The sequence below is a fragment of the Gimesia chilikensis genome, from assembly GCF_008329715.1.
GTDB lineage: Bacteria > Planctomycetota > Planctomycetia > Planctomycetales > Planctomycetaceae > Gimesia > Gimesia chilikensis.
The window spans coordinates 258,230-280,764 of sequence record NZ_VTSR01000008.1; the positions used below are offsets into that span (position 1 = coordinate 258,230).

The 22,535-nt window shown below is 54.4% G+C and carries 16 protein-coding genes; 2 read left to right on the forward strand and 14 right to left on the reverse strand.

The genetic code is table 11. The annotated features are described in order from the left end of the window. Nucleotides 1-62: 62 nt before the first annotated feature. The 8 genes from FYZ48_RS13245 to FYZ48_RS13280 form a co-directional block, all read right to left on the reverse strand. Complete coding sequence (locus FYZ48_RS13245; protein WP_149341101.1) at nt 63-1,088, reverse strand: MBL fold metallo-hydrolase; 1,026 nt, start codon at nt 1,086-1,088, stop codon at nt 63-65. 25 nt (nt 1,089-1,113) lie between these two features. Beyond that, on the reverse strand, nt 1,114-1,929 hold the full coding sequence (locus FYZ48_RS13250; RefSeq protein WP_149341103.1) for a fatty acid desaturase family protein: 816 nt from the start codon (nt 1,927-1,929) through the stop codon (nt 1,114-1,116). Nucleotides 1,930-2,119: 190 nt separating this feature from the next. Then, nucleotides 2,120-5,188, reverse strand: a complete 3,069-nt coding sequence (locus FYZ48_RS13255) for a PVC-type heme-binding CxxCH protein (protein ID WP_149341105.1) — start codon at nt 5,186-5,188, stop codon at nt 2,120-2,122. 67 nt (nt 5,189-5,255) lie between these two features. Next, nucleotides 5,256-6,866 (reverse strand): DUF1080 domain-containing protein, encoded by a 1,611-nt coding sequence (locus FYZ48_RS13260; protein ID WP_149341107.1) that lies wholly within the window; start codon nt 6,864-6,866, stop codon nt 5,256-5,258. Between the two features lie 280 nt (nt 6,867-7,146). Beyond that, a complete protein-coding gene (locus tag FYZ48_RS13265; protein ID WP_145035990.1) occupies nt 7,147-8,181 on the reverse strand; it encodes a 6-phosphofructokinase in 1,035 nt (344 codons plus the stop codon). Between the two features lie 217 nt (nt 8,182-8,398). Then, entirely contained in the window at nt 8,399-9,736 is a 1,338-nt protein-coding gene (accC, locus tag FYZ48_RS13270) for an acetyl-CoA carboxylase biotin carboxylase subunit (protein WP_149341109.1), read from the reverse strand. Nucleotides 9,737-9,811: 75 nt separating this feature from the next. Then, nucleotides 9,812-10,315 (reverse strand): acetyl-CoA carboxylase biotin carboxyl carrier protein, encoded by a 504-nt coding sequence (gene accB, locus FYZ48_RS13275; RefSeq protein WP_145035986.1) that lies wholly within the window; start codon nt 10,313-10,315, stop codon nt 9,812-9,814. A gap of 389 nt (nt 10,316-10,704) precedes the next feature. Continuing rightward, entirely contained in the window at nt 10,705-11,802 is a 1,098-nt protein-coding gene (locus FYZ48_RS13280; protein WP_149341111.1) for a M24 family metallopeptidase, read from the reverse strand. A gap of 191 nt (nt 11,803-11,993) precedes the next feature. On the opposite strand from FYZ48_RS13280, the gene FYZ48_RS13285 reads away from it, so the two are divergent. Further along, entirely contained in the window at nt 11,994-14,192 is a 2,199-nt protein-coding gene (locus tag FYZ48_RS13285; protein WP_187782012.1) for a heavy metal translocating P-type ATPase, read from the forward strand. Nucleotides 14,193-14,211: 19 nt separating this feature from the next. Here the strand turns inward: FYZ48_RS13285 and FYZ48_RS13290 are convergent, their stop codons facing one another. The 3 genes from FYZ48_RS13290 to FYZ48_RS13300 all read right to left on the reverse strand — a co-directional run bounded on the left by FYZ48_RS13290 (nt 14,212) and on the right by FYZ48_RS13300 (nt 18,037). Then, nucleotides 14,212-15,678 carry a type I 3-dehydroquinate dehydratase gene (locus FYZ48_RS13290; RefSeq protein WP_149341113.1) on the reverse strand — a complete coding sequence of 489 codons (1,467 nt, stop codon included), beginning with the start codon at nt 15,676-15,678 and terminating at the stop codon, nt 14,212-14,214. Between the two features lie 237 nt (nt 15,679-15,915). After that, the gene (locus FYZ48_RS13295; protein WP_145035980.1) at nt 15,916-16,380 is read right to left on the reverse strand and encodes a hypothetical protein; all 465 of its coding nucleotides are present in this window, start codon (nt 16,378-16,380) and stop codon (nt 15,916-15,918) included. 61 nt (nt 16,381-16,441) lie between these two features. Further along, complete coding sequence (locus FYZ48_RS13300) at nt 16,442-18,037, reverse strand: porin (protein WP_187782013.1); 1,596 nt, start codon at nt 18,035-18,037, stop codon at nt 16,442-16,444. A 558-nt stretch (nt 18,038-18,595) separates the two neighbouring features. Here FYZ48_RS13300 and FYZ48_RS13305 point away from each other — a divergent pair. Next, nucleotides 18,596-19,756: a ZIP family metal transporter gene (locus tag FYZ48_RS13305; RefSeq protein WP_149341118.1), complete on the forward strand. Its 1,161-nt coding sequence runs from the start codon at nt 18,596-18,598 to the stop codon at nt 19,754-19,756. Nucleotides 19,757-19,762: 6 nt separating this feature from the next. On the opposite strand, the gene FYZ48_RS13310 is transcribed toward FYZ48_RS13305, so the two are convergent. The 3 genes from FYZ48_RS13310 to FYZ48_RS13320 form a co-directional block, all read right to left on the reverse strand. Continuing rightward, nucleotides 19,763-20,209 carry a Fur family transcriptional regulator gene (locus tag FYZ48_RS13310; RefSeq protein ID WP_145438445.1) on the reverse strand — a complete coding sequence of 149 codons (447 nt, stop codon included), beginning with the start codon at nt 20,207-20,209 and terminating at the stop codon, nt 19,763-19,765. Nucleotides 20,210-21,139: 930 nt separating this feature from the next. Then, nucleotides 21,140-21,556, reverse strand: coding sequence for a hypothetical protein (locus tag FYZ48_RS13315; protein ID WP_149341120.1), 417 nt, complete (start codon nt 21,554-21,556; stop codon nt 21,140-21,142). Nucleotides 21,557-21,725: 169 nt separating this feature from the next. Further along, nucleotides 21,726-22,136 carry a hypothetical protein gene (locus FYZ48_RS13320; RefSeq protein ID WP_149341122.1) on the reverse strand — a complete coding sequence of 137 codons (411 nt, stop codon included), beginning with the start codon at nt 22,134-22,136 and terminating at the stop codon, nt 21,726-21,728. Nucleotides 22,137-22,535: the final 399 nt, after the last annotated feature.

Sequence of the window (22,535 nt, forward strand, 5' to 3'; positions counted from 1 at the left end):
ATCGCTAAGAAAACGCGACGGTCTCCTGACAATCTTAAACCTTCCTCACGGGATTGTTGAGCTTAAGCAGAGGAAATCCGCGGTTCACCTGCTTCTTTTTCGAGTTCTTGAATCAGCGATGCAGATGCTTCCTGCTGGAATTTCTCTCTCAAAAACGATTTGACAATATTACTCCGCGAGAAGTCCGAACCGGTAATCAGTGACAGCCAGCCTTCGCCAAACGAAAGAAAGTCGACCAGACCACGTCGGTCGAAGACCTTGCGCGTCAGCTCCTCAATCGTCTGTGCGTGCGTGGCATATTCATAAACGCGATCGCGAATTGTCTGCAGGAACGCAAGTTTGCGGCTCAATTGCTGTTCCACGGCCTCGGCTCCTTCCAGAACTGTTCCATGCGCATCAAACAACCACTCGGCACGCAGCTGAAGCGCCTGCTCCAGGCTGGTGATCCATTTTGGACCGTCGGCGTCTCCCAGTTGACTGTCCAGGTCGGCTGCGATATAGAGATCGCCGCTGAACAGGATCTTCCGCTCCGGCTCGAACAGACAGATATGCCCGGGGCAATGGCCGGGAGTTTCGATGACCTCGAATCGCGTGTGCTCCGTTTTGACCGAAGCACCAACCGGCTGAGCATCCGCGATGGCGGAAGGTCCAAACAGGAAACTGCGGTACCAGCGCAACTCCACAGGAAAGCGGATCTCCGGAATCGCATCCGCATGCGCGAGAACCTGCGCGTCGCACAGCTCCACCAGCAGATCATTGTTCCCCGTGTGATCTTCATGGTAATGCGTGTTCACGACGGTCGTAATCGTTTCCACAACGCCCAGTTTCTGCAGCGTCTGTTTCAGGCTCCGACGGGCCCAGGGAAAACCGGTGTCGATCAGCAGTGTTTCGTCGACCAGATAACAGACCGCGTAATCGTAGCCGCCACTGAACCGGCTGAGCGTGCGTGTCAGTAAATTGTCGATCTGAATACAGGTGACGTATTCCACCGGTTGCGTAATCTTGACCTGGAACGGCCAGAGAGGAAACCGGCGGCAGAGCAGTGCATAAGGCTGCCATAACAGAAACCGCAGCCACCTGCTGATCATGAATTTCTCCCAAAGATTGTAAGTTTCAGAACCAGGAACGAATCGACTTCAGGCCGATCTGTTTAAACCAGGGATCCAGACGTTGTGCCAGCCGGTGCCAGTTCTGATGGGGAACATTGGGATACAGGTGATGCTCCAGATGATACAAATGATCGAAGGCAATCAGGCGGAAGAGTGTCCCGCGGAACAGTCGCGTCTGGTGTGCGGCATCCTCTCCCTGGGGATTGTGCGGGATATAAGCTGTGATCAGCGGAATAATCCAGCTTCCGGCAATCATCAGGCAGACATAAACCAGCGGCACAATTGTGACTGGAATCAGAAGAAACGCCGCAACTATGATTGAGGCTACCAGAACACCTTCCACAATGATCCAGTTCAATCGGCCTCGTGGATGCCGCAATGCCCAGAGATAGATACGTGGCTGGAAAAGAAAGCCTTCAAGCAGAGCACCCACCAGAGACATCCGGGAGGCACCAGCTTCGATATCATCATCGTGAGGAAACCGCGCGTGATGATGTAGATGCACCACCTGATAAGCGTGCCCGCTCCGCAACGAAATTGCTTCAATCACCATCAGGAACAGGTCATTGGTTTTTCGCTTCAAACCCAGATTCTGATGCACGAGATCGTGTGAAACGGAGCCGTAGGTCAAAAAGCTCATGACCATCAGCGACACTACGGCGAAGGCCCAGTAGCCCTGCCAGGCGAAGATCCAATAAGCGGCACAGGCCAGAAACGGAGACGAGAGTGTCCTCCTCCGCTGACAGCCAGTCAGCTGCAGCAGATCGGTCCCCAACTCTGAAATCCGGGGAATCGATTTAGAAATGACGCTCTGATTCATGACGCTTGCCAGCTGAAAGAGACAAAAATGCCACAGCAGCTATCTTAGCATAGATCGGAGTAAAAGAAATCAGAGAACAGAAGATTAACCCGTTTATTAACAGTCGTGAAAACAAAACGACTCTGCCCGGCTCCGGGATTTTCCACAGCCGGGCAGGCACTCGTTGGACAATAGAATCAAATGATGATGCTTAGAGACTGGCTTTTTTGATCGGCTTGGCCTGCTTGAGCGTCGTCAGGTATTCGACGATGTTAATCAGCTCTTCTTCCGTCAGCACCTTCTGCAGATCAGCCGGCATCAGCGAGACTTTCTGTTGAATCACTTCTTCGACGTCATCCATTTTAAAGGTACGGGCGATGGCTTCGGCATCCTTGATGGTGATGGCGTCGTCGGTTTTATTGACCAGCAGACCATTCACCACGTTACCCGAGACCAGAATCACCGTATACGCTTCAAAGTTATGACTGATCCCCGCACTGGGATACAGGATCGATTCAAACAACGCCTCGCGGCTCAGCTTCTTGCCGATCTCGGAGAGATCCGGGCCGACCTCTTTCCCCATGCCATTCACCACGTGGCACTTGGCACAGGTTCCCTTGGTGTTGAACATCACTCGACCATCGACGACATCCCCCTTCATGCCCGCCAGCACATTGATCGGTGGCAGAGGCTTGTTGTTCCGGGTGGGAGGTGCGGGGAACAGCTTCGCGGCCCGTTCCTTGACGTCCTTCATGATGGTGGAAGACATGGCAGCGGCAGCCGTCTGTTCCAGCTGGGGATCCACTTTGCCCTTCTCAGCCAGATCCAGCAACGCGTGCGCTCCCGGACGGGATTTCGCAACCGCTCTGACAGCTTCGCGTCGATCCACCAGTGGTTCCTTCGGATCCTGGATGATCGCGAGCAGAATCTTATTCGCACCATTATGGGCGGCATTTCCCAGCGCCCAGATCAGGTCCAGTTTTTCATTCTGTTCCTTTTCGTTATCCCGCTTGCTGTTCAGCGCTTTTTGAATCAGGGCATTCTGCTTCAGAGCCAGTGCGGCCCGGATCGCATCGACGGCGGTCTGTGACTTGCCGGAGTGGCTGCCCAGTTTTACCAGTTCGGGATAGAATTCCTTCGCTTTGAACTTTTCGACCAGCTTGATGAACTCGGGAGTCCCCCGGCTGCTGTCGATCACCTGGTTCAGTGCCTGCTGATATTTTTTATCGCTGGTGACGACATTCGCCGACATCCGCGATAACGCTTCCGCGATGATGTAAGTCTCCCGTTTTTGATTCCCGTCTTCCTTGAACAGAGCCAGTTCGGCGACAGCTTCGTTCTTTTCTTTACCGGGGATGAAATCCAGGGCACGGAAGTAGCGTGGCAGTGCTGCCTGCTTCGTTTGGGGGTCTTCAATGATTTTCACCAGGTAGGGAATCGCCAGCGGGATTTTGGATCGCCAGAGCAGATCACGGCCGACCGGAGTATTCCAGTTGTCGCCAGCCTGCTTGAGCCAGGCGGTCATGAACTTCTCTTCCTGCTCGTCCATGCCGATCCCGAGTGCTTCCAGATACCAGCGATCGTTCCCGTCGTACTGATCAACGAGCGTCGCCCAGAGTTCCGGTGCCTGCGGTGATTTGCTGTGATGCAGGGCAATCGCACATTCGCGGCGTACCTGGGGCGAGTCATCGTGAGCCAGCTGTTTCACGAATGGAATCACATCCAACTTGTAACGACGCGCCGCCCGCAACCCGGTGATGCGGATATCGGAATTTTTATCTTTGATCGCCAGAGAAACATAGTCCCCGGCTTTTCCTTCAATACCAGCTAACAGCCAGAGGGCGCGAGCGCGGAACCTCTGGTTGTCAGACTGATAGAGTTCTTCCAGTTGTGGCTGTGCCTCCGCCTGCAGTTCGTGCAGCTTGTTCCAGGCAAGATAGCGGGTCGCGACATTGGGACTTTTGATGCCGGCAATCGCGCCTTCAATGGTGCTCAGATCCAGTTTTTGAAACTGATATTTCGCATCCGCAGGGGCAATGCGGAAGATTCGCCCGCGTTCCTGGTCACCAATCCGGTGTCCGCCGACGCCCGGATCATACCAATCCGCGACAAACAGAGAACCATCGGGGGCGATACACACATCGGAGGGACGGAACCATTTGTCCTTTTCACTGGTAATAATATTGGCGATCTCGGCTTCATAACCGGCGCCTTCTTTTTTCACCGGATACGCGCGGACCACATTCGGACCGGCGTCAGAATGAATGATTTCATTACGGTATTTCTCAGGCAGCAAGGCACCTTCATAGACACAGATCCCGGTCGGGGAACCGGCACCGGTCTGCAGCAGGTTGGGAACAACACCCGGATCACGGAGATGCCAGTGACGCAGCGGGATCTCTTCGTGCATGCCGGTCCGCGGGGTTTTCCAGCGAGCCCCGGTCAACTGATCGAGGTAACCGTAATTACCGAATTCCATCACGTAGTTAATGCGGACACCACGGTTACCATCGTCGTCATTGTCTGACTGCCAGAGGGTACCGAAGGAATCGACGGTTACCTCATAGTTATTACGGAAGTTGTGAGCGAGTACTTCGAAGTCGCTGCCGTCCAGGTTGCAGCGAAAGACCATCCCGCCCCAGTAAGGCTTCCCGTTATCCAGCACCGGACGACCATTGCGTTCCAGAATCGGTTTGCCTGCCGCATCGAAGACCTGCTTCCCCGAGTTTCCGAAGTTCCAGTAAAGTCGACCATCCGGGCCGAAGACCGACGCATGCGCTGAGTGGTCATGTTCGCCCCCCGCTACTTTGAAGAGCAGCTCTTTTTTATCGGCCTTGCCATCATTGTCTTCATCGGTAAACAGGAAGACATTGGGAGAGGCAGCCACGATGACCTTATTCCCCAGCACACAGATTCCCTGTGAACCGTTAATGTCATTTCCCTGGTAGAACACTTTCGACTCATCGGCTTTGCCGTCGCCATTCGTATCTTCGAGAATGACAATCCGGTCCCCGGCTTCGCGGGTGGGGATGTTACGGATCCCGGCACGGTAATTGACGACTTCACAGATCCAGACGCGGCCCTGTGCATCGACGTCCATGCTGGAGGGGCTGCTGATACGGGGTTCGGAGGAAAACAGTGTCGCCTTCAGCCCCGGTGCCACAGTCAGATTGGGCACGGCCTGGTCGGCGTCGTGCTCCGACTGTGCGAATAGTGAGAAACCTGTCAGAGAGGTTGAGAAAAACAGAGCCGGAATAATGGCAAGCCAACGGTAGTTCATGGAGTCAGTTTCCTTATGTTATTTCAGTAGCTGTCTCAAATCGGTGTTCTGTTGCAGGAAAACTCGCCTATTGATTCCACTGAGCGAGCAGGGCTTTGATGCGTGCCGGGTTGAAGTTATCCGGCTGAGGATAATCCTGGTTGGCTTCCAGCTGTTCCAGAGTTACCGGAGCCGAAGCCACCCCATCGGCTGGCACCTCCGCCTGGGCAGACCAGGCGATGGCATTCAGCACCAGTTTGCGAAAATCATCGTTGCCCCAGTTCCAGTGAAAGTGACCGCCGGTAAAACCAAAACCGCGACCTCCGTCCGGACGCTCATAGGCCCAGGCCATGTGCTGAGGCTGTCCGACAGTTTTCCGAACAGCCGGGTTACCGCTGTGAGCGCCGTCGGGGCGTTTGAGTGTCTCTTTGGGAGGTACCGCGGTCAGGATCGGATCGACGTTTTTCATCTCCGGCTGAAACCGCATGTGATAGTACCACTCATCATTGATGGAAAATGGTTTGACGCCATTCGCAATCGGATGCGCGGGCAGGCTTTTGTAGTCGGCGGTCCAGTGCGGATTGACCGACCACCATTCTTCAAAATAGCCGCCGATCCAGCGCAGGAAGGCGTCCCCGGATTTCCCTTTGGGAACTTCCACACCATAGTGAATGTTGACCATCCCCACGCCCTGCTTTGCCAGTTCGTCGAGCTCGTCCAGATGCTCGTTGTAAGGATGGCGGCCACCTCCATCGCAGTAAATCACAATGGAATCAGCGTCCTGCAAAATCGAAGCGTCTTTTGGCCAGCCTTCGGTGACCACGGTCGCTTCGATATTCAAACCACTGTTATTCAATGCCTCGGCCAGCAGCATGCAGCCGGCACGATGTTCGTGTGCCCCGTAACCGTGACTTTTTTTACCGGCGATCAGGACGACTTTTTTTTTAGCGCCATCAGTGGATGACGTCTCCCTGGATGCCGGCAGTTCTTTGAGTTGAATATCGCGGAACTGCACTTCCATGGGAGGGCCTGCGTGCAACTGCAGTGCGATCAGCCCTTTGTCGCGTCGCATGTCGACATCATTGTCGGTCACGTCGACCGTGGTAATGCCGTTGATCTTGTGAATGAAATGATTACCGCGGGCGATGATGTGATAGTCATTCCAGTCTTCTTTTTTGATGTGCTTCTGAATCTCATCGGTATCGCCGACAGAACCGACCACCTTGGGTTTGTGATTCTTGCCGATCACAGTCTTCTCGCCCCGTAGCGCGAGAATGCCGCGAAACTTTTCGCCGTAGAGGATTCCCGAATATTTATCGCCGGCTTCCATGTCCGCCTGGTAACCGCCGATCCGCCACTTGTCTGCGCCTTTAATGGGGAAGCTGCGATACTGAATTCCTGAATTATGTCCGATGATTTTGTACTGCAGTTTCAGTTCAAAATCGCCAGGCTCGCCTCCACGCCAGATGATGAAGGTATTCCCCTGTGTCGGATTGTCCTTGGTGGTGATTCCCGTGATCGCCCCATCTTTAACAGACCAGAAACGGGGATCACCGTCCCAGTTCTTCAAAGTCTTGCCATCAAAGATTGGTTGAAACCCTTTGTCCTCCGCCTGAAGCAACCGGGGCGTTGCCAGTATCAGACAAATCAGAGAGCAGAAGAGTGAGGTGTGAATACGAAACAAGCGCTGTGACGTCATTTGTCCCTCCGGGAAGATGATTCGAAGTCGTTATGTGCCGTGGACTGTGATGTTGGCAGGCGCAGCTGAAACAGCCGGTATGAATTTATCTTTCTATCTTAAACAGCCGGGGGGATGGGAAGCTAGCGTGAAAGACCGGAATAGCCAATAGATAAGATTGTTAAGTAATTCGCCCCTGATCAGTAGTGTGAGCGGCGGATTGCTTGACTCACGTGCTGCGCATAAAAAAAGGCGCTGTTGCCAGCGCCTTGACTCTAATGACTTCGATCAAACGGATCGACTATTGCAGGAAGACTTCTGCTTCTTCGAGGAAGTTCTTCTCGAGCGCCCGCATCTCGCCCACAGCGTCAGCCAGAGCAACGGGAACGATGGAAGTACCCCGCAGAGCCACCATGTAACCGAAGTGATGCTTCAGCGCGAGCCAGCCGGCGTGAACGCCGCAACGGGTTCCGAGTACGCGGTCGGCTGCACTGGGAGAACCACCACGCTGCAGGTGACCGAGGGTCACGTGACGGGTTTCGAAACCGGTCCGGTCTTCGATCATCTTGGCAACGGTTTCACCAATACCGCCCAGCTTGACGTGACCGAAATCGTCAACTTCGCCATCCTGGGTGACCACGCCTTCTTCTTCGTTGAATTGTGCACCTTCGCTGACGATGATGATGCCGTACATCTTGCCGTTAGCGCGACGTTTTTTCAGGACGTCGACCATGCGATCCATTTCGATGGGCACTTCGGGAACCAGCGTGTAATCGGCGGCGGTTGCCAGTCCGGAGAACAGCGCGATCCAGCCTGCGTGACGACCCATAGTTTCGACAACCATGATCCGGCGATGTGATTCGGCTGTAGTCCGCAGACGGTCAACTGCTTCCATCACGATGTTGATGGAAGTGTCAAAACCGAAAGTCACATCGGTAGAGCTCAGGTCGTTGTCGATTGTCTTGGGACAGCCGATCACGGGCAGCTTGTAATCGTTCCACAGTTTGTTCGCGACACCGAGGGTGTCATCACCACCGATGGCGATCAGGCAGTCGAGGCCCAGACGCTCGAAGGTTTCGCGTACTTTAGGAACATCTTCCGCTTCGTTTTTGTAAGGGTTCGTACGGGAAGAACCGAGGATGGTTCCCCCTTTGAAAATGATGTCGTCAGTGTTTTCCGAATTCAGTTCGATGTAGTTGCCTTCGATGGCGCCCCGCCAGCCTTCCAGCAGGCCGTAGACTTCACCACCAGCATTGCAGATCACGCGGACGGCACCGCGGATTACCGGGTTCAAACCAGGACAGTCACCACCACCAGTTAAAATACCAACTCTCATTATTCTTCCTGTTATCTGTTCGTAAAAGTAAGGCCTCCGGTCAGCGACTGAGGCTCAAAAATGTACCATACCACAACTAGAGATGAGCGAACTTCGGTCTGATCTCCAGATTCGTTCTGACACCAGGGGACTCTCTCTGCGGAACCGCGAACGCAGTTTCCACGAGCCTGTCACAATACAGAACCATCCGTGATCATCAACTTCAACCGGCCGGCGATTACCAGGTACGTTCGATGAACGTGGTATCGACTTTACCTTCAATAAAGGCCGAATGATTGAAGATCTTCTTCGCCAGAGGAATTGTCGTTTTAATCCCTTCAATGACGAACTCATCCAGACATCGACGCATACACGCCAGTGACTCCTCGCGTGTCGGCCGATGCACGATCAGCTTGCCAATCAGGGAGTCATAATAAGGGCCGACGGTATAGCCCTCATAGATATGCGAATCAAACCGCACCCCGGGACCTGCTGGAACGCGCAGTTTGGTGATCTTACCCGGCGAACCCCGGAAATCGTTGTCGGGGTCTTCGGCATTGATACGCAGTTCAATCGCGGAGCCATTGCAGGGAACGTTCTTCTGCTTCAGTTCCAGTTTTTCGCCTGCCGCAACACGGATCTGCTGCTTGATCAGGTCAAGCCCCGTCACCTCTTCGCTGACGGGATGTTCCACCTGGATACGGGCATTGACTTCGATGAAGTAGAACTGGTTATCCGGCCCTACCAGGAACTCGACCGTACCGGCATTGGTATAACCGGCTTCTTCGATCAGGCGGCAAGCCGCTTTACAGATGTCTTCGCGAACCGACTGAGGCAGGTTCGGAGCCGGGCTTTCTTCCACCAGCTTCTGGTGACGACGCTGCAGACTACAGTCCCGCTCCCAGAGGTGGAGAACCGTGCCATGATTGTCCGCGAGGATCTGGACTTCCACGTGCCGTGGATTCTCGATGTATTTCTCAATGTAAACGCCGGCGTTTTTGAATGCGGCTTCCGCTTCGGCAGCGGCTGCTTTCAGACCGGCTTTCAGTGAAATGTCATTCCGGGCGACTCGCATCCCTTTACCACCACCGCCGGCGGTAGCCTTGATCAAAACGGGATAACCAATCTCCTGGGCCACCCGCAGGGCTTCGGCTTCGTCGGTAACCAGACCTTCGGTACCCGGTGAAACAGGTACGTTGGCATTCTTGGCAATTTCGCGGGCCGAGACTTTATCGCCCAGCTGGGCCATCGCTTCGTGGGGCGGTCCGATGAATTCGATATTACAGCTCCGACAGACTTCCGCAAAATGTGCGTTTTCTGCCAGGAACCCGTAGCCGGGGTGAATCGCCTGCACGTTACCGATTTCAGCGGCACTGATAATCCGGTTGATCATCAGGTAACTGTCGGTCGCTGCAGCAGGTCCGATACAGTAGGCTTCATCAGCCAGTGAGAGGTAGTGAGCACCACGATCTGCTTCACTGAAGACCGCGACTGTCTCAATGCCCATCTCACGACAGGCGCGAATCACCCGCAGTGCGATTTCTCCTCGGTTGGCAACCAGTATTCTCTGAAACATATGTTTTGACTTGGTAAAAGGATCCTACATCTGACATTCCGATCGCGACCGGCGACCATGGTACGACAACAGGCCTCAGCCCTGGCTGATTCTGAACAGGGGCTGGCCGAATTCGACCGCTTCACCATCTTTGACCAGAATCTCGCTGATGGTACCGTTGAGCTCGGCGGGAATCTGATTGAAGACCTTCATCGCCTCGACAATACAGACAATCGTATCAGCGCTGACTTTGGATCCTACACTGACGAACGGCGGATCATCGGGACTGGGTGAGGAATAAAATGTCCCCACGGTCGGGCTCTTGATGGCAGGACCCGAATCAGCAGCAGGAGCTGCTTCCTGAGGTGCCGGCGCCGGAGCGGCAGGAGCCGCTGCAACGGGTTGCGGAACCGCTTGAGGAACAGCATGCGTTGCGGGAACCATGGAAATGGTTTCCTGGGGACCGCGACGCAGCTTCCAGGTTTCTTCGCCCCGCTTCAGATTGACTTCCGTCAATCCGTGCTTTTCCATCATTTCAAACAGTGTCTGAAGTTTTTCCAAATCGAAAGGCTCGCCTTTCGGCACCTCGTTCTTTGCCATTGACCTACCTTATTTCATATTCTCAAGCTGCACGTGCTTTGCCTGCTGTAATGAGGGCATTCAACGCTCACTGCTGCCAGCGGTGCGTTCCGGTTTCTTGAAGAATCAAATTGATGCCGGGAAAGGATCGCATTCACTGATTGCGCGCACTATCTACCCTGTCTGACTTGTGTTGGGAGAGATTCTAAGCCAAAACCCCCGAGAATACCAAGCGCAACCGGGAAGTTTCTGCAATAAAATCAGGCAGAGCCCCAACATCCATAACCCTTTTAAATAAGAGACTTACGTCAGTTTTTCTTACTTATTACGATCAGAGAACTTCTGACGCCACTCGAAAATGGAGCGCAGGCCTGCCTGCCCATGTACATTGTAATAGGCTTCTCGCGAAATCAAACCAGCGCCGACTCATAATCCTTGGGAACGCTGGTCAAGACCTCATGTCCGCTCCGGGTCACCAGCACATCATCCTCAATGCGGACGCCCCCCCAGCCCGGCAGATAGATGCCCGGTTCCACCGTAACAATCATCCCCGGCTTCAGTTCGGTCTCGACATTGCCCCCCAGTCGAGGGCCTTCGTGAATATCCAGGCCGATGCCGTGGCCCAGGCTGTGCGTAAACTGTTTACCAAAGCCAGCCTTGTTGATGACTTTCCGTGCGACCTGGTCGACGTCTTTACAGAGCACCCCAGGCTTAATCGCTTTAATCGCGGCCAGTTGAGCCTGCAGCACCGTATTGTAGACCTTCTTCAGTTTCGAGGGAGCCCGATCGCGGATAATCATGCGGGTCAGGTCGCTGCGATACCCTTTCTGGGTCATCGCCCCCCAGTCCACCAGCAAAAACGGGGACTCGCCAATCAGCTTTTCCGTGGGGATCGCATGCGGCAGAGCTGATCGCTCTCCTACAGCCACGATCGGATCGAAGGCCGCCTGTCGCGCACCAAACCGCCGCATCGCGTGTTCCAGTTCGTGCGCTCCCTGCAGTTCGGTCATCTCATTGGTCAGCAGGGCACGAAAGACTTCGAAGCCGCGCTGTGCCTGATCGACGGCTTCGCGGATCTCCTGGATCTCGGAGGCATCTTTAACCATCCGCAGTTCTTCCACCACATTCGAAACCGGGTTCCACTGAATAGCCGGTGTTATTCCAGTCAACGCATCGAGCAGATCACAGGTCACGATATGGCTTTCCAGCCCCACTTTGGTGAGATGCGACTTTTTCAGGACCTGCTCCAGGGCCACGATCATCGATTCCGTCGGCTTGCGAATGTGGACATCCAGTCCCGGGCATTCTTCTTCCAGCTGCGTGGTATATCGTCCATCACTGATCAGGACCGTCTGACCTTTGCCAATCAGCAGATAACTGGAATCACCGCTGAAACCGGTTAAATACGTAACATTCGTTTCACTGGTTACCAGCAAGGCCTCGGCCCCGATCCGTTTGATCTGTGAAATCAGTTTTTTCTGCCTGGCGCCCAGATAGTCCTTACTCATTGTCGTCCTTCCATACAGCGGCTGATTGAATCGGGGTCCTGTTATTCCTTATATCTGAGCAGGATCTTATCCCTTTTCAGGAATTTTGCGAAGAAAAAAAACCGAAGTTTTTGTTTGCATTCCTCAAGTGCTATGATTGAAACAACAGAATCAGATCTTCCCACATCCCTTCATTCTGAATGTCCCGCTGCATGAAACAGGAATCAACCGAGCTCATCTTCAAGATCCAGGATATGGATTGCGCCGAGGAAGTCACGATCCTCAAGCGGGAACTCTCTCCTCTGGTGGGAGGCGAAGATCACCTGTTTTTTGATATCCTCAATCGCAGGATGACGGTCACCCTCAATGCGGAACCCGTTACCGGCGAAGCCATCATTGCCGCCGTCCGTGAGACCGGCATGCAGGCTGAACCCTGGGAGCCCGACAAAAAAAAGGCCTCGGCCTCCTTCTGGAAGCGTCACGGCAGAACCCTGCTGACCAGCGTCAGTGGCGTCATGCTGGTCTCCGCATTCGTGACCCACGTCATTCTGGCGGGCAGCTTCGCTGCGGCACTCGGCGCGGAAGAAGCCGTGGGAGGTTTCATGCCGTTGCCTGTGCGCATCCAGTACCTGGCAGCCATGCTGAGCGGTATCTGGTTCGTGCTACCCAAAGCCTGGTTTGCCTTAAAGCGTCTGCGTCCCGACATGAACCTGTTGATGTGCGTGGCCGTACTGGGAGCCTTGTTCATCGACGAATGGTTCGAAGCGGCCGCGGTTGCGTTCCTGTTTTCGTTCTCACAACTACTGGAAGCCTGGAGCGTGGGTCGCGCCCGCAAAGCGGTCGCTGCTCTGATGGACCTGTCCGCGCCCATTGCCCGCGTCCGCGATGCGGAAGGGAATGAAATCACCGTTGCCGCAGAATCCGTTTCGGTCGGCACCGTGTTTCTGATTCGTCCCGGCGAAAAGATTCCGCTGGATGGCACCGTCATCAAGGGGATCAGTGACGTTAACCAGGCGCCGATCACCGGCGAATCGGTGCCCATCGGCAAACAGGCGGACGACGAAATTTACGCCGGTACGATCAACGGCGATGGTCTGCTGGAAGCGAAAAGTACCAAGCCGGCTGAAGACACTGTACTCGCCCAGATTATTCGCATGGTGGGGGAAGCGCAGTCGAAGCGGTCTCCCTCCGAACTCTGGGTCGAGAAATTCGCCCGGATCTACACCCCCATCGTCATGGTGCTCGCTCTGCTGGTGCTGGTGAGTCTCCCATTACTCCTGCAGGTCAGCTGGCACAATGCCATGTATCGCGCCCTGGTCCTGCTGGTCATCGCCTGCCCGTGTGCCCTGGTGATCTCGACGCCCGTCAGTATCGTCGCGGCGCTTGCTGCTGCCGCCCGTAACGGCGTACTCATCAAAGGGGGGGCGTTCGTGGAAACCCCTTCCCGGCTCCGCGCTCTGGCTCTGGATAAAACGGGAACGCTCACGCAGGGGAAGCCAGTCGTCACGAAAATTGTGCCGCTCAATGGACACACCGAAGTCGAACTGCTCGAACGCGCCGCGGCCCTGGAATCCCACAGCAACCACCCCCTTGCACTGGCTATCCTGGAAGCAGCTACCGAGCGGAACGTCGCTTATCAGCCCGCGGACGACTATCAGATCATCCAGGGGAAAGGGGCTACCGCCACGCTGAACGGCAGAAATTTCTGGCTCGGCTCACACCGTTACCTGGAAGAACGAAAAGAAGAAACGGCCGAAGTGCATCAGCAGCTGGAAGAACTCTCCACCAGCGGGCAGACCGTCGTAGTGGTCGGTAACGACACACACGTCTGTGGCTTCATCGCACTGGCAGACCGCGTGCGCGACACCTCCGCGACCGTCATTCGCGATCTGCACGCCGCGGGGATTGATCAACTGGTCATGCTGACGGGTGACAACCAGGGCACCGCGCAAGCCGTCGCCCGGGAAGTTGGTCTGGATCAGGTGCATGCAGAGCTGCTTCCGGCAGACAAGCTCACGGTCATTGAGTCCCTCGTCAACGAATACGAGCATGTCGCCATGGTCGGTGACGGCGTTAACGATGCGCCCGCCATGGGACGTTCGAGCCTGGGGATCGCCATGGGTGCCGCGGGCAGTGACGTCGCCATTGAATCGGCTGACATCGCCTTGATGACTGACGACCTGACCCGAATCCCCTGGCTGATTCATCATTCACGCCGCACGCTGAAGATCATCCGTCAGAACATCATCTTCGCGTTGAGCATCAAAGTTCTGTTCGTAATCCTGATGGCCGTTAATCACGCCTCCCTCTGGGCTGCGATCGCTGCAGACATGGGTGCTTCCCTGCTCGTCATTTTCAACGGCCTGCGCCTGCTCAAGCTCCCAGCTGCCAGCCGCAACCAGGCAAATTAACGCGACGAGGCAACCCGCCTCACCGTGTGTATTCACTGCGGCTGGTGAAGATCTCGTCCGGAATTTCCTGGCCGGTGATCGCCTTGAAAATCTGATTCAACTGCCGACGATAGACTTCGTCCACCGACACCACTTCACAGCCCCGGTTCTCCGCCTCACGGATCAACTCTGTCTCTTCGGGCAGATGACTGATATCCATCACCGTCATGGTCTCACGAAGATAGGATGGATTGAAATTCAACTTGCCGGGTCCCAGCTGCAATTCGGGATCGGTCTGAATTACGATGTCACACAGCGTGTCATACAGATTCGCAAACGGCACATACCGCACGTCAAACGTCTTCGCGATTCCCTGCGCTGCACGATCGTTGGGTGAAGTGACACTTACCACAGCACCGAGTTGCGTCAGACTGTAGACGATGGCCTTCGTCAGTCCCCCCTGTCCCAGCACCAGAATGTTCTTCCGCTGAAAGACAGTACTGTCTCCGTCAGTGCCTGCACCAAGAGTCGTCTCCAGACTTCGGATCGCACTCCGGCGAACGGTATCATAAGCGTGCCAGCCATCCGGCTGATTCAGCTGCAGATCTCCATAACCGGTCTTCTGTGAGGACTCTTCCAGATGTTCGGCCAGGGGCAAAATGAATTCTCCCATCCGCGGACTGACTACCAGCGAACGGATTTTGAGAATCCCCAGCATCTTATGCACCTGCTTGAAGTCGTTGATCACCAGCGGCAGACAGACATAATCCAGCCCCAGTGTTTCAGACGCTTTATTGATGACCTCAATTGTCCGCCGTTCTGTCACTCCCAGCCCCGCCACTCCAATGAATCGGGTCTTGGCCGAGATGCGCTGACAGTGGAACACTTCACTGAGTTCCGCGACCGTCGGCTGTCCCTCGAAAACTTCCATCCCCTTTTCCAGAGCCGCGTATATCCAGGGAGAACCGTATTTCGTGCCCAGCAGAGAAAAGGTAATCCCCGCTGCCCCCAGTCCCAGTCCGACAACGGGAATCTCCCGCTTCTGACTGATCGCCGCCAGCAGAGGCCACGCGGTCTGCAGCGTCGGCGTCGGCCAGGTGAATTTGATCACGTCCGCTTTCGCGTCTTCCATTTCGTCGAAAATATCATCGACCTGTGACAGCGGCTTTTTCAGACTCGTATAAGTGATGACCCGTTTGGTCTTGCCGAAGCGGGGAATCTGTCGCGCTGTTTCCAGATCCAGTTCAATGTATTCCGGCTCCGCGATGATCGCCTGCTTCAGCAACTGAACCCGCTCCGCTTCCGTGCCTTTGAACTGCCCCCCTTCCTCGGGATGCCGACAGGAAACCAGAATCGGCACTTCGAAGCCTGAGATCAGATCGCCGATATCGGGTGTCTTGATCAACCGGTCCAGGCAGAGTTCTACCAGGTCGCACTGTGCGGCTGCGTTCAGGATATCGACCTTGGCGAAGTTACGGGATTCGGGAGTTACAGAAATACAGATCATGCTGTCACACAATAATCAGGAGGGGAAAGAACATCAGAGCGGTACCAGGCTGACGCTCTTTAATTATGCCAGAACTGGCCCTGATTGAAAGCATCAAACATCGCATGAACTCATTTTCCATCAAGCTGGCCTGCCAACAGATAAACGCCTCCTCGCGTACTGAGACCGAGGAGGCGTATTGATCTGACTTCATTACTACAGGCCTCGTCAGAAACGGAACCTGTTCACCCAATCAGCTTACCTTTTTCTGATTGAAGTCGCTGGTGCCAGCGGAGGCTGCGCCTGGGCTGACTTCGCAGGAGCGGGAGGCATGGCCTCGCAGGCACCGCTGTTGCAGTTCCCGCAGAGATCTTCCACCGTCCACTTGTATCCACATTTATCACACTTGTATTCGTGCTTCTTCAGCACACGCACGGTCTTGACCTTGCCGCACTTCAGATCGCAGCACTTCTGCCAGGGAAACCGTACGGGAGGAATACAGATATCTTTGCATTCAGTAAAGAAACAATGCTTCTTCACTTTTAGCGTTTCGACGTACAGCCGACAGGTCTTACAACCCTGAGAACAACTGTTACAGCTGTTGCAGCTGCCGCACGCACCGTTTGCTTTGTCGCAACAGGGGGCGCCGTTTCCGGCTGAGCTCTGAGTTCCCCCCGACAGGCTGACCGTGACGGCCAGCACAACGATTGCTAAATATTTCATAATTCTCTCTTCCTGAGATTTTAAATTTCAAATATTGATGGTCGCTGAGTTTGAACCGGGCTTAGAAGTCCACCATAAACCGGGCACCGAAGATGTCGGATCGACCGCCGGTATATCCGTTGATCGGACCACGGTCATCAATCTGAGCATGGATGTAGTTGAACTGCACACGTGAGTGAGAGTTCCACCACCAGTTCATACCAAAGGTGAAGTTGGTCTCATCACCGCCGGTGATGTTTCCGTTAGACAGGTCCAGGTAGGAGTAACGGGCCACAACCTGCCACGCACCCCAGCCACCACCGATTTCGTCGTCACAAGTACGAACCAGGAAGAAGTTCTCCAGCGGCTTAACACGGCCAATGGTTCCGGACTTGCGGTCGATCGGCTGATATTCGCCAGTCAGGAAGTAACCAGCCTCGACATAAGCACCTTCAAACGTCAGCTGAGATCCCTGCGAACCACGGCCCACATGAGTCACCTGGTATTCGCTGACGACCCCGAAAGATCCGATGTTCAACATCGCTTCGAAGCCCAATGTGTTGAACCATTCGGCTCCTGCAATCGCACCAGTGTCAATCCAGCGGCTGCTGGTACGGGCTTCAGGACGGGTCCGGAAGCGGGCTTCATTATCATTGGAAGCGGTCGCACTCGGATCGCCATCCGGTTTCGCCCACATGTCGGCAACAGCCAGGTGCAGGTAACCGCGACCACCCGAGGTTTCATCGTACCAGGGAGTACCGGCGAAACGACCGTTGAGTGAGTACTGACCCGCGTCGCCAATGTACGCCCCGTCTTTCGAGATATCTTCCAGGTTGAAGATACCGTAACGCCAGTTCCAGGTCTCATCATCCGAAACGCCGTAGGCACAGATACCCAGACGACGTGCATCCTGGTTGAAAGCTTCGATCACCAGCGGACGTTCCATGAACCAGTTGTAACGACTACTGTTAAGGTGGTCCATACCCAGCGGTCGTTTCTGGTTACCAATCAACAGTGTCTGAAAGACCGGCAGATCGTCCCATCCCATGTAAACGTCTTTGAACGCGGGATCACCAGGATCGGCGAAGTCATACTCGAACTTGTAGAGCATGTTGTCTTTGATTTTACCAGACACCCCGATACGCACACGACGGAACCCAACACGGTTTTGTGGATCGGTTGGATCGGTCGGATCATTAAAGGATTCGATCCCCGGAGTGCTGTTAGAGAAGTTCCAGCCATCCAGGTGAATACGACCGAATACTTTCAATGTGGTCGGCTTCGCAGCATCTTCGGCTTTCTTGGCCTGCTCTGATTCGGAGAACTTTTTCCAGTCCTCTTCCAGAGTCGACAGCCGGCTCTCCAGAGCGTTGTCTCCCGCTTCATCGTAGAAGTTGTTGATCAACAGCTGCTCGGAGTCGTCCAGTCCGCCACTCGCTGCTTCCAGCTGAGGAGGAGGGGCTATCCGCGAAGCCGGCGCGGGCGGCGGTGTCTGCTGCCTTGGCTCCTCTTTCTTCTGCTCCAGCTCCTGGATCCGTTGTTCCGCTGCTTCTAAACGGTCCAGCAGTCGCTCCAGTTGAGCAGAATCGATTCGAGCATCTTCCGCAAAGACACTGGTTGTACGAAACAGTGTCCCCAGTAAGAGCAGGAAACCTGCAGTCTTAATGAATGTGCGCATCTTCATCCCTGATGTTCAAGGCCCGGCTTCCTTACCAGGCGGTTTTACTAATTAATCCGTATTTCCACATGCCTGTAAAAATAACGTGATCCTCTATTCGCTTATCGGCGGATCTTTTTTGAAGCAAATATTAAGAAACGGTTAAGGACCTTCACAATTGGCCGCACCTCAGGAACACTCCGAACAGAACCCCTAACCGGAAGAGTTTAACAGGGTAAAGTGAGGCAATACCTGCACTTATCTTTAGTGGAGACACACATCCCTTTAATAAACCCCCTTAAGGAAGCACTGCTTTGAGCCTGCAAACAGCGTCTCAAATCGGGGTAAAACCCTCCGTACAGCGGGATCTGCTCCGAATCGCCTCCCCAACCCCCGAACCGCGGTGCAGAAGTTCAGAAACTTCCCCAATCAACACGGGACGGCTCTTGTCTTGATTCATCGTAAAAGCTAAATTCAATCGCAATTTATTTGCTATTACAATACTTGAACGCCGATAGAGAATTCCATTCCCACTAAGTCCGCTTCAAGTTTACGCTCACTGCTGATAGTTCTGATCCCATGAAACCCCTGTCACACCTCAAAAACGACGTGCGGTTGACCTTTCTGCTGCTCACGATTCCCCTGGTCACCTTCCTGGTAGCGCCCGGCTTTTTCACCTCGCGCCCCACCCAGGCCGCGGCTGCCGAACACACTCACCCGCACCCGGAAAAAACGACCAGCACCGCCGCTGAGGAATCCACGACAGAACCGTCTTCCCACAACAGCACCGGCTGGTCATACACGCTGCTCGGCATCTATTGCGCGCTGATTGTCTTCTCGTCTTTACTGGGAGGCTGGCTCCCCTCGTTTGTCAAACTGACACATACCCGCATGGAAACGCTCATCAGTTTTGTCGGCGGACTCATGCTGGGCATCGGCGTCTTTCATCTTCTGCCACACGCGGTCGCCGAAATGGGATCGATCGACCGCGCCGTCTGGTGGATGATGACCGGCATCGTCACCCTCTTCTTCCTGCTGAGAACTTTCCACTTTCACCAGCACGGCACCGTGGAACTCGAAGAAGAAGAAGGACACACACATGACCACGATCATGATCACGACCACGACTGCGAACAGCATCACGCCCACGCGCCGGTCCACTCACACTCGCACGCCCACTCGCATCACTTGAGCTGGGTCGGCATCGCATTGGGCCTGGCCCTGCACACACTGATTGACGGGCTCGCTCTCGGCGCCAGTATCATAGCCGAGCAGCACCACGAAGTCTTTCTCTCTTTGTTCGGCCTCGGAACTTTTCTGGCGATCGCACTACACAAACCACTAGATGCCGTTTCGATCACATCACTCATGGCAGCGGGTGGCTGGTCTGCCGGCTGGAGAAACGCCGTCAACATCGGCTTCGCGTTGATGTGCCCCCTCGGTGCCCTGCTCTTCTTCCTCGGCGTGCAGCAGTTTTCCGATAATCAGCACATCATCATCGGCTGTGCCCTGGCCTTCGCCGCGGGCGTCTTTATCTGTATCTCGCTGGGCGATCTGCTGCCGGAAATGGAATTCCATTCGCATAACCGCTTCCGACTCTCGTTCGTGCTCCTGCTGGGCATCGCCCTCGCGTATGGCATCGGTTTTATTGAACCCGATCACGTCCACAACCACGGCTCGCACGCAGAAGAATCAGACGACAGTCACTCGCATTCGCACGATCACAAGCACGACCACTAACAGCGATCACTCTTCTTCTTCACACTCGCTGCAGATTCCCTTGAGCAGGATCTCGGTCACTTTACCAACCGCCGCCCACTGCTTGTTCTTGGGCGTCTTGAATTCCACATCGTGCAGGCACGAAACACTGCCGCATTCCGTACAGACAAAGTGCGGATGCTCTGCATCTTCCGGCTCATCCGGGTTGCGTAATTCGAACCGCCAGGCATGATCGCCCAGCTCGGTCCGTTTCACCAGACCTGCATCCGCCAGGTCAATCAGGTTGCGATACACGGTCGCTTTATCAAAGCCCATGGGGGTCAGATCTTCTGCAATCTCGGCGTGCGTCAGCGGAGACTTCGCCTTTCGCAAAAACTGGATCACGGTAATCCGGGCCGCCGTACTCCGCAGGCCACTCTTCCGCACCAGCTGGCGGATTTCCTCAATTTCTTCTGCTTGAGACAGATGTTTCATAAATCAGATCCAGGCACCCCATAGTGCCGCTATATGTCAGTTGTGAAGATTCAGACAGTTCTCGGTTCGAAGCGATTATCTTAGCCATTATATACCATAAATACGAGATTGAGGAACTTATTTGTCGTTTCCCCCGACACGCGTCCCGTAATCAGGTGCTCATTTTACCCGTATGTACTGCACAAACTCCCCTTGATCCACCTCTCCCGAATCGTATGCTGTTCCCCTCTGGCTCGCGCGCGAGGCAGGTCAGCGTGCACTGGAACACCCGACATAACTGACGCAACAGCACCTGAACTCACACCGCTTTTCACCAGGTTTTCACTGGAGCAAACAGAACTCATGCGAAATGTTCCCCCCTTATTGTTCAGGGCAGACCAGGACAGACTCCGGTCACACAAGGACAAAAACCGGGACACACCAGGACAAAATCCGGCCACATCGGGACAAAATTCTGTCTTGACCCCCTCACGCCATTCAACAAACTTCAACATCAAGAATACACTCCCACAAAAAATAAGCGGCAAGGCGCAAGCCTCCGGTCTTTAACAAAAACACAGGGTGCCACTGTTGGCTTGCCCAACAGTGCTTGCAGAATACATCACACCAACAACACAAGACAGAATCCCCTGGTGCTCCCGGATGAAATCCGGTATTGCCACAGGCAACAGGAGGTCACAGAACAACCGCCCAACCCCAAACCAGCCCCCCAACCCGCACACATCGTAGGGGCGAACCCATGTGTTCGCCCGCCTGGCGACATTCCACCGGTATCAACATCCAAAGGAAAGCACAGTCCACCCACCAACCCTGAGCGGCAAGGCGCAAGCCGTCGGTAAAAAGGTTAACGCTGATCCCAGAACCGGCGGCAGCCCCCATCCTGCACATCAGCACCAATCCAGCAAGGTACACACCGGAAACTCACATCAGTCACCACTCGAATGAGCACTCTCCCTTATCAGGTGGTGCCGCCTCGGGGTGATAGCGAATCGAGTCCGCCGTATGAATCCGGACACACGTAATCAGCCCCTCTTCTGCCTCGACTCTCAGGTACCATTCTGAAGCACCAAATTGGAGCGGGGTGGAAAAGATTCGCAAATCCCCATGCGAAGAAGCAGTGATCCACGTTTGAGGCAGCTTCGCCACTTGTTCATCCAGTTCACGCAAAGAGCCCCCCACTTCAGCAACCTCATAGATCGCCAGCAACTCCGCATTCGCCGCATTCGCAAACACGAAACCATGGAAAAAAAGAAAATAGATCACCCCCAGAAACAGCAGCATCACAATGGTATTCCCGAGAGTGAAAATCTTTTCCCTGGGCTGCGCGCTCTTGTCGGAAGATGCCATTTTCAGTTACCTGTTCCTGACACAGAATCAATTTTTGAAAACAGAGAAGGTCAACCCCTCCATCTTATTCCCTGCGATCAACGATGCACAAAATTTTTCGTGCCTTTCGTGGTCCCTTAAAATCCTGAATTCTTCATCTGGCCCCAATCCCCTGCAATATCACAGTTTTTCAAAGCAGCGTCTCTCTCGATCCTGCCCGAACATCAGAAAACCGCGAATCGGATTGAAGTCGTTCCTTAAGCTCCGTCAGAACACGTTCATAGAGTACCTTCAGCTTCTGCCGCTTCCTCTGCAATTGATACCAGCGTCCCTGTGATTCACAGATCAGCAGCCACGGATGTAAGTCGTGCAGATAAAACTCCAGACGCAAACCGTCCGACTCCACCGGGATCAGCCAGGCATAGTACTCCTGTTGCTCAGCAGGCTCGACATTCACTCCGGCTTCTTTGAACAGTTCAATCAGAACCGCAGCAATCGCCCTGCCTCCCGGCACCATCAGATCCCCATCCAGACTCCACACGGAATCATCCGGTAGACACGCCTCAAAGGTTAAACAGTCAATCGTCTGTTCGTCCTTCATTCGGCTTCTTTCCTGGGTGCAATATTAAAAACATGAAAGCAGTCTGTTCAATCCCCGTACACACCCGCTGATCTTACCCTGTCACATTAATTGCGTACAGAAGTTTTTATGACGTGCATAATGAATCAGCGAGCTGAACGCAACGAGCAGGAAACTGACAGAGAAACCTTCCAGCAACCACCCCTTTCACCACCCCGGCAAACGACGGGTGCCACAGTCGGCTCGCCCGACTGTGCCGACCTCACACAAAAAATTTTCGTGCCTTTCGTGTATTTCGTGGTTCATAAAAATCCCAGCTCAAGCCCCGCCCCCATTCCCCCCTTGACCTTCCCCCAGCGTTCCCCTGTAATAGAATGATACACTAAGTCACCCGCCCCCTGTTTTTGAACAACGGTCAAA

Bases quoted from the DNA above. Each gene is read 5' to 3' on its own strand.
- FYZ48_RS13245 (WP_149341101.1), bottom strand. From the start codon at position 1,088: ATGATCAGCAGGTGGCTGCGGTTTCTGTTATGGCAGCCTTATGCACTG.
- FYZ48_RS13285 (WP_187782012.1), top strand. From the start codon at position 11,994: ATGAAACAGGAATCAACCGAGCTCATCTTCAAGATCCAGGATATGGAT.
- FYZ48_RS13260 (WP_149341107.1), bottom strand. From the start codon at position 6,866: ATGACGTCACAGCGCTTGTTTCGTATTCACACCTCACTCTTCTGCTCT.
- FYZ48_RS13250 (WP_149341103.1), bottom strand. From the start codon at position 1,929: ATGAATCAGAGCGTCATTTCTAAATCGATTCCCCGGATTTCAGAGTTG.
- FYZ48_RS13290 (WP_149341113.1), bottom strand. From the start codon at position 15,678: ATGATCTGTATTTCTGTAACTCCCGAATCCCGTAACTTCGCCAAGGTC.
- FYZ48_RS13280 (WP_149341111.1), bottom strand. From the start codon at position 11,802: ATGAGTAAGGACTATCTGGGCGCCAGGCAGAAAAAACTGATTTCACAG.
- FYZ48_RS13265 (WP_145035990.1), bottom strand. From the start codon at position 8,181: ATGAGAGTTGGTATTTTAACTGGTGGTGGTGACTGTCCTGGTTTGAAC.
- accC (WP_149341109.1), bottom strand. From the start codon at position 9,736: ATGTTTCAGAGAATACTGGTTGCCAACCGAGGAGAAATCGCACTGCGG.
- accB (WP_145035986.1), bottom strand. From the start codon at position 10,315: ATGGCAAAGAACGAGGTGCCGAAAGGCGAGCCTTTCGATTTGGAAAAA.
- FYZ48_RS13255 (WP_149341105.1), bottom strand. From the start codon at position 5,188: ATGAACTACCGTTGGCTTGCCATTATTCCGGCTCTGTTTTTCTCAACC.
- FYZ48_RS13305 (WP_149341118.1), top strand. From the start codon at position 18,596: ATGAAACCCCTGTCACACCTCAAAAACGACGTGCGGTTGACCTTTCTG.
- FYZ48_RS13300 (WP_187782013.1), bottom strand. From the start codon at position 18,037: ATGCGCACATTCATTAAGACTGCAGGTTTCCTGCTCTTACTGGGGACA.
- FYZ48_RS13320 (WP_149341122.1), bottom strand. From the start codon at position 22,136: ATGAAGGACGAACAGACGATTGACTGTTTAACCTTTGAGGCGTGTCTA.
- FYZ48_RS13310 (WP_145438445.1), bottom strand. From the start codon at position 20,209: ATGAAACATCTGTCTCAAGCAGAAGAAATTGAGGAAATCCGCCAGCTG.
- FYZ48_RS13295 (WP_145035980.1), bottom strand. From the start codon at position 16,380: ATGAAATATTTAGCAATCGTTGTGCTGGCCGTCACGGTCAGCCTGTCG.
- FYZ48_RS13315 (WP_149341120.1), bottom strand. From the start codon at position 21,556: ATGGCATCTTCCGACAAGAGCGCGCAGCCCAGGGAAAAGATTTTCACT.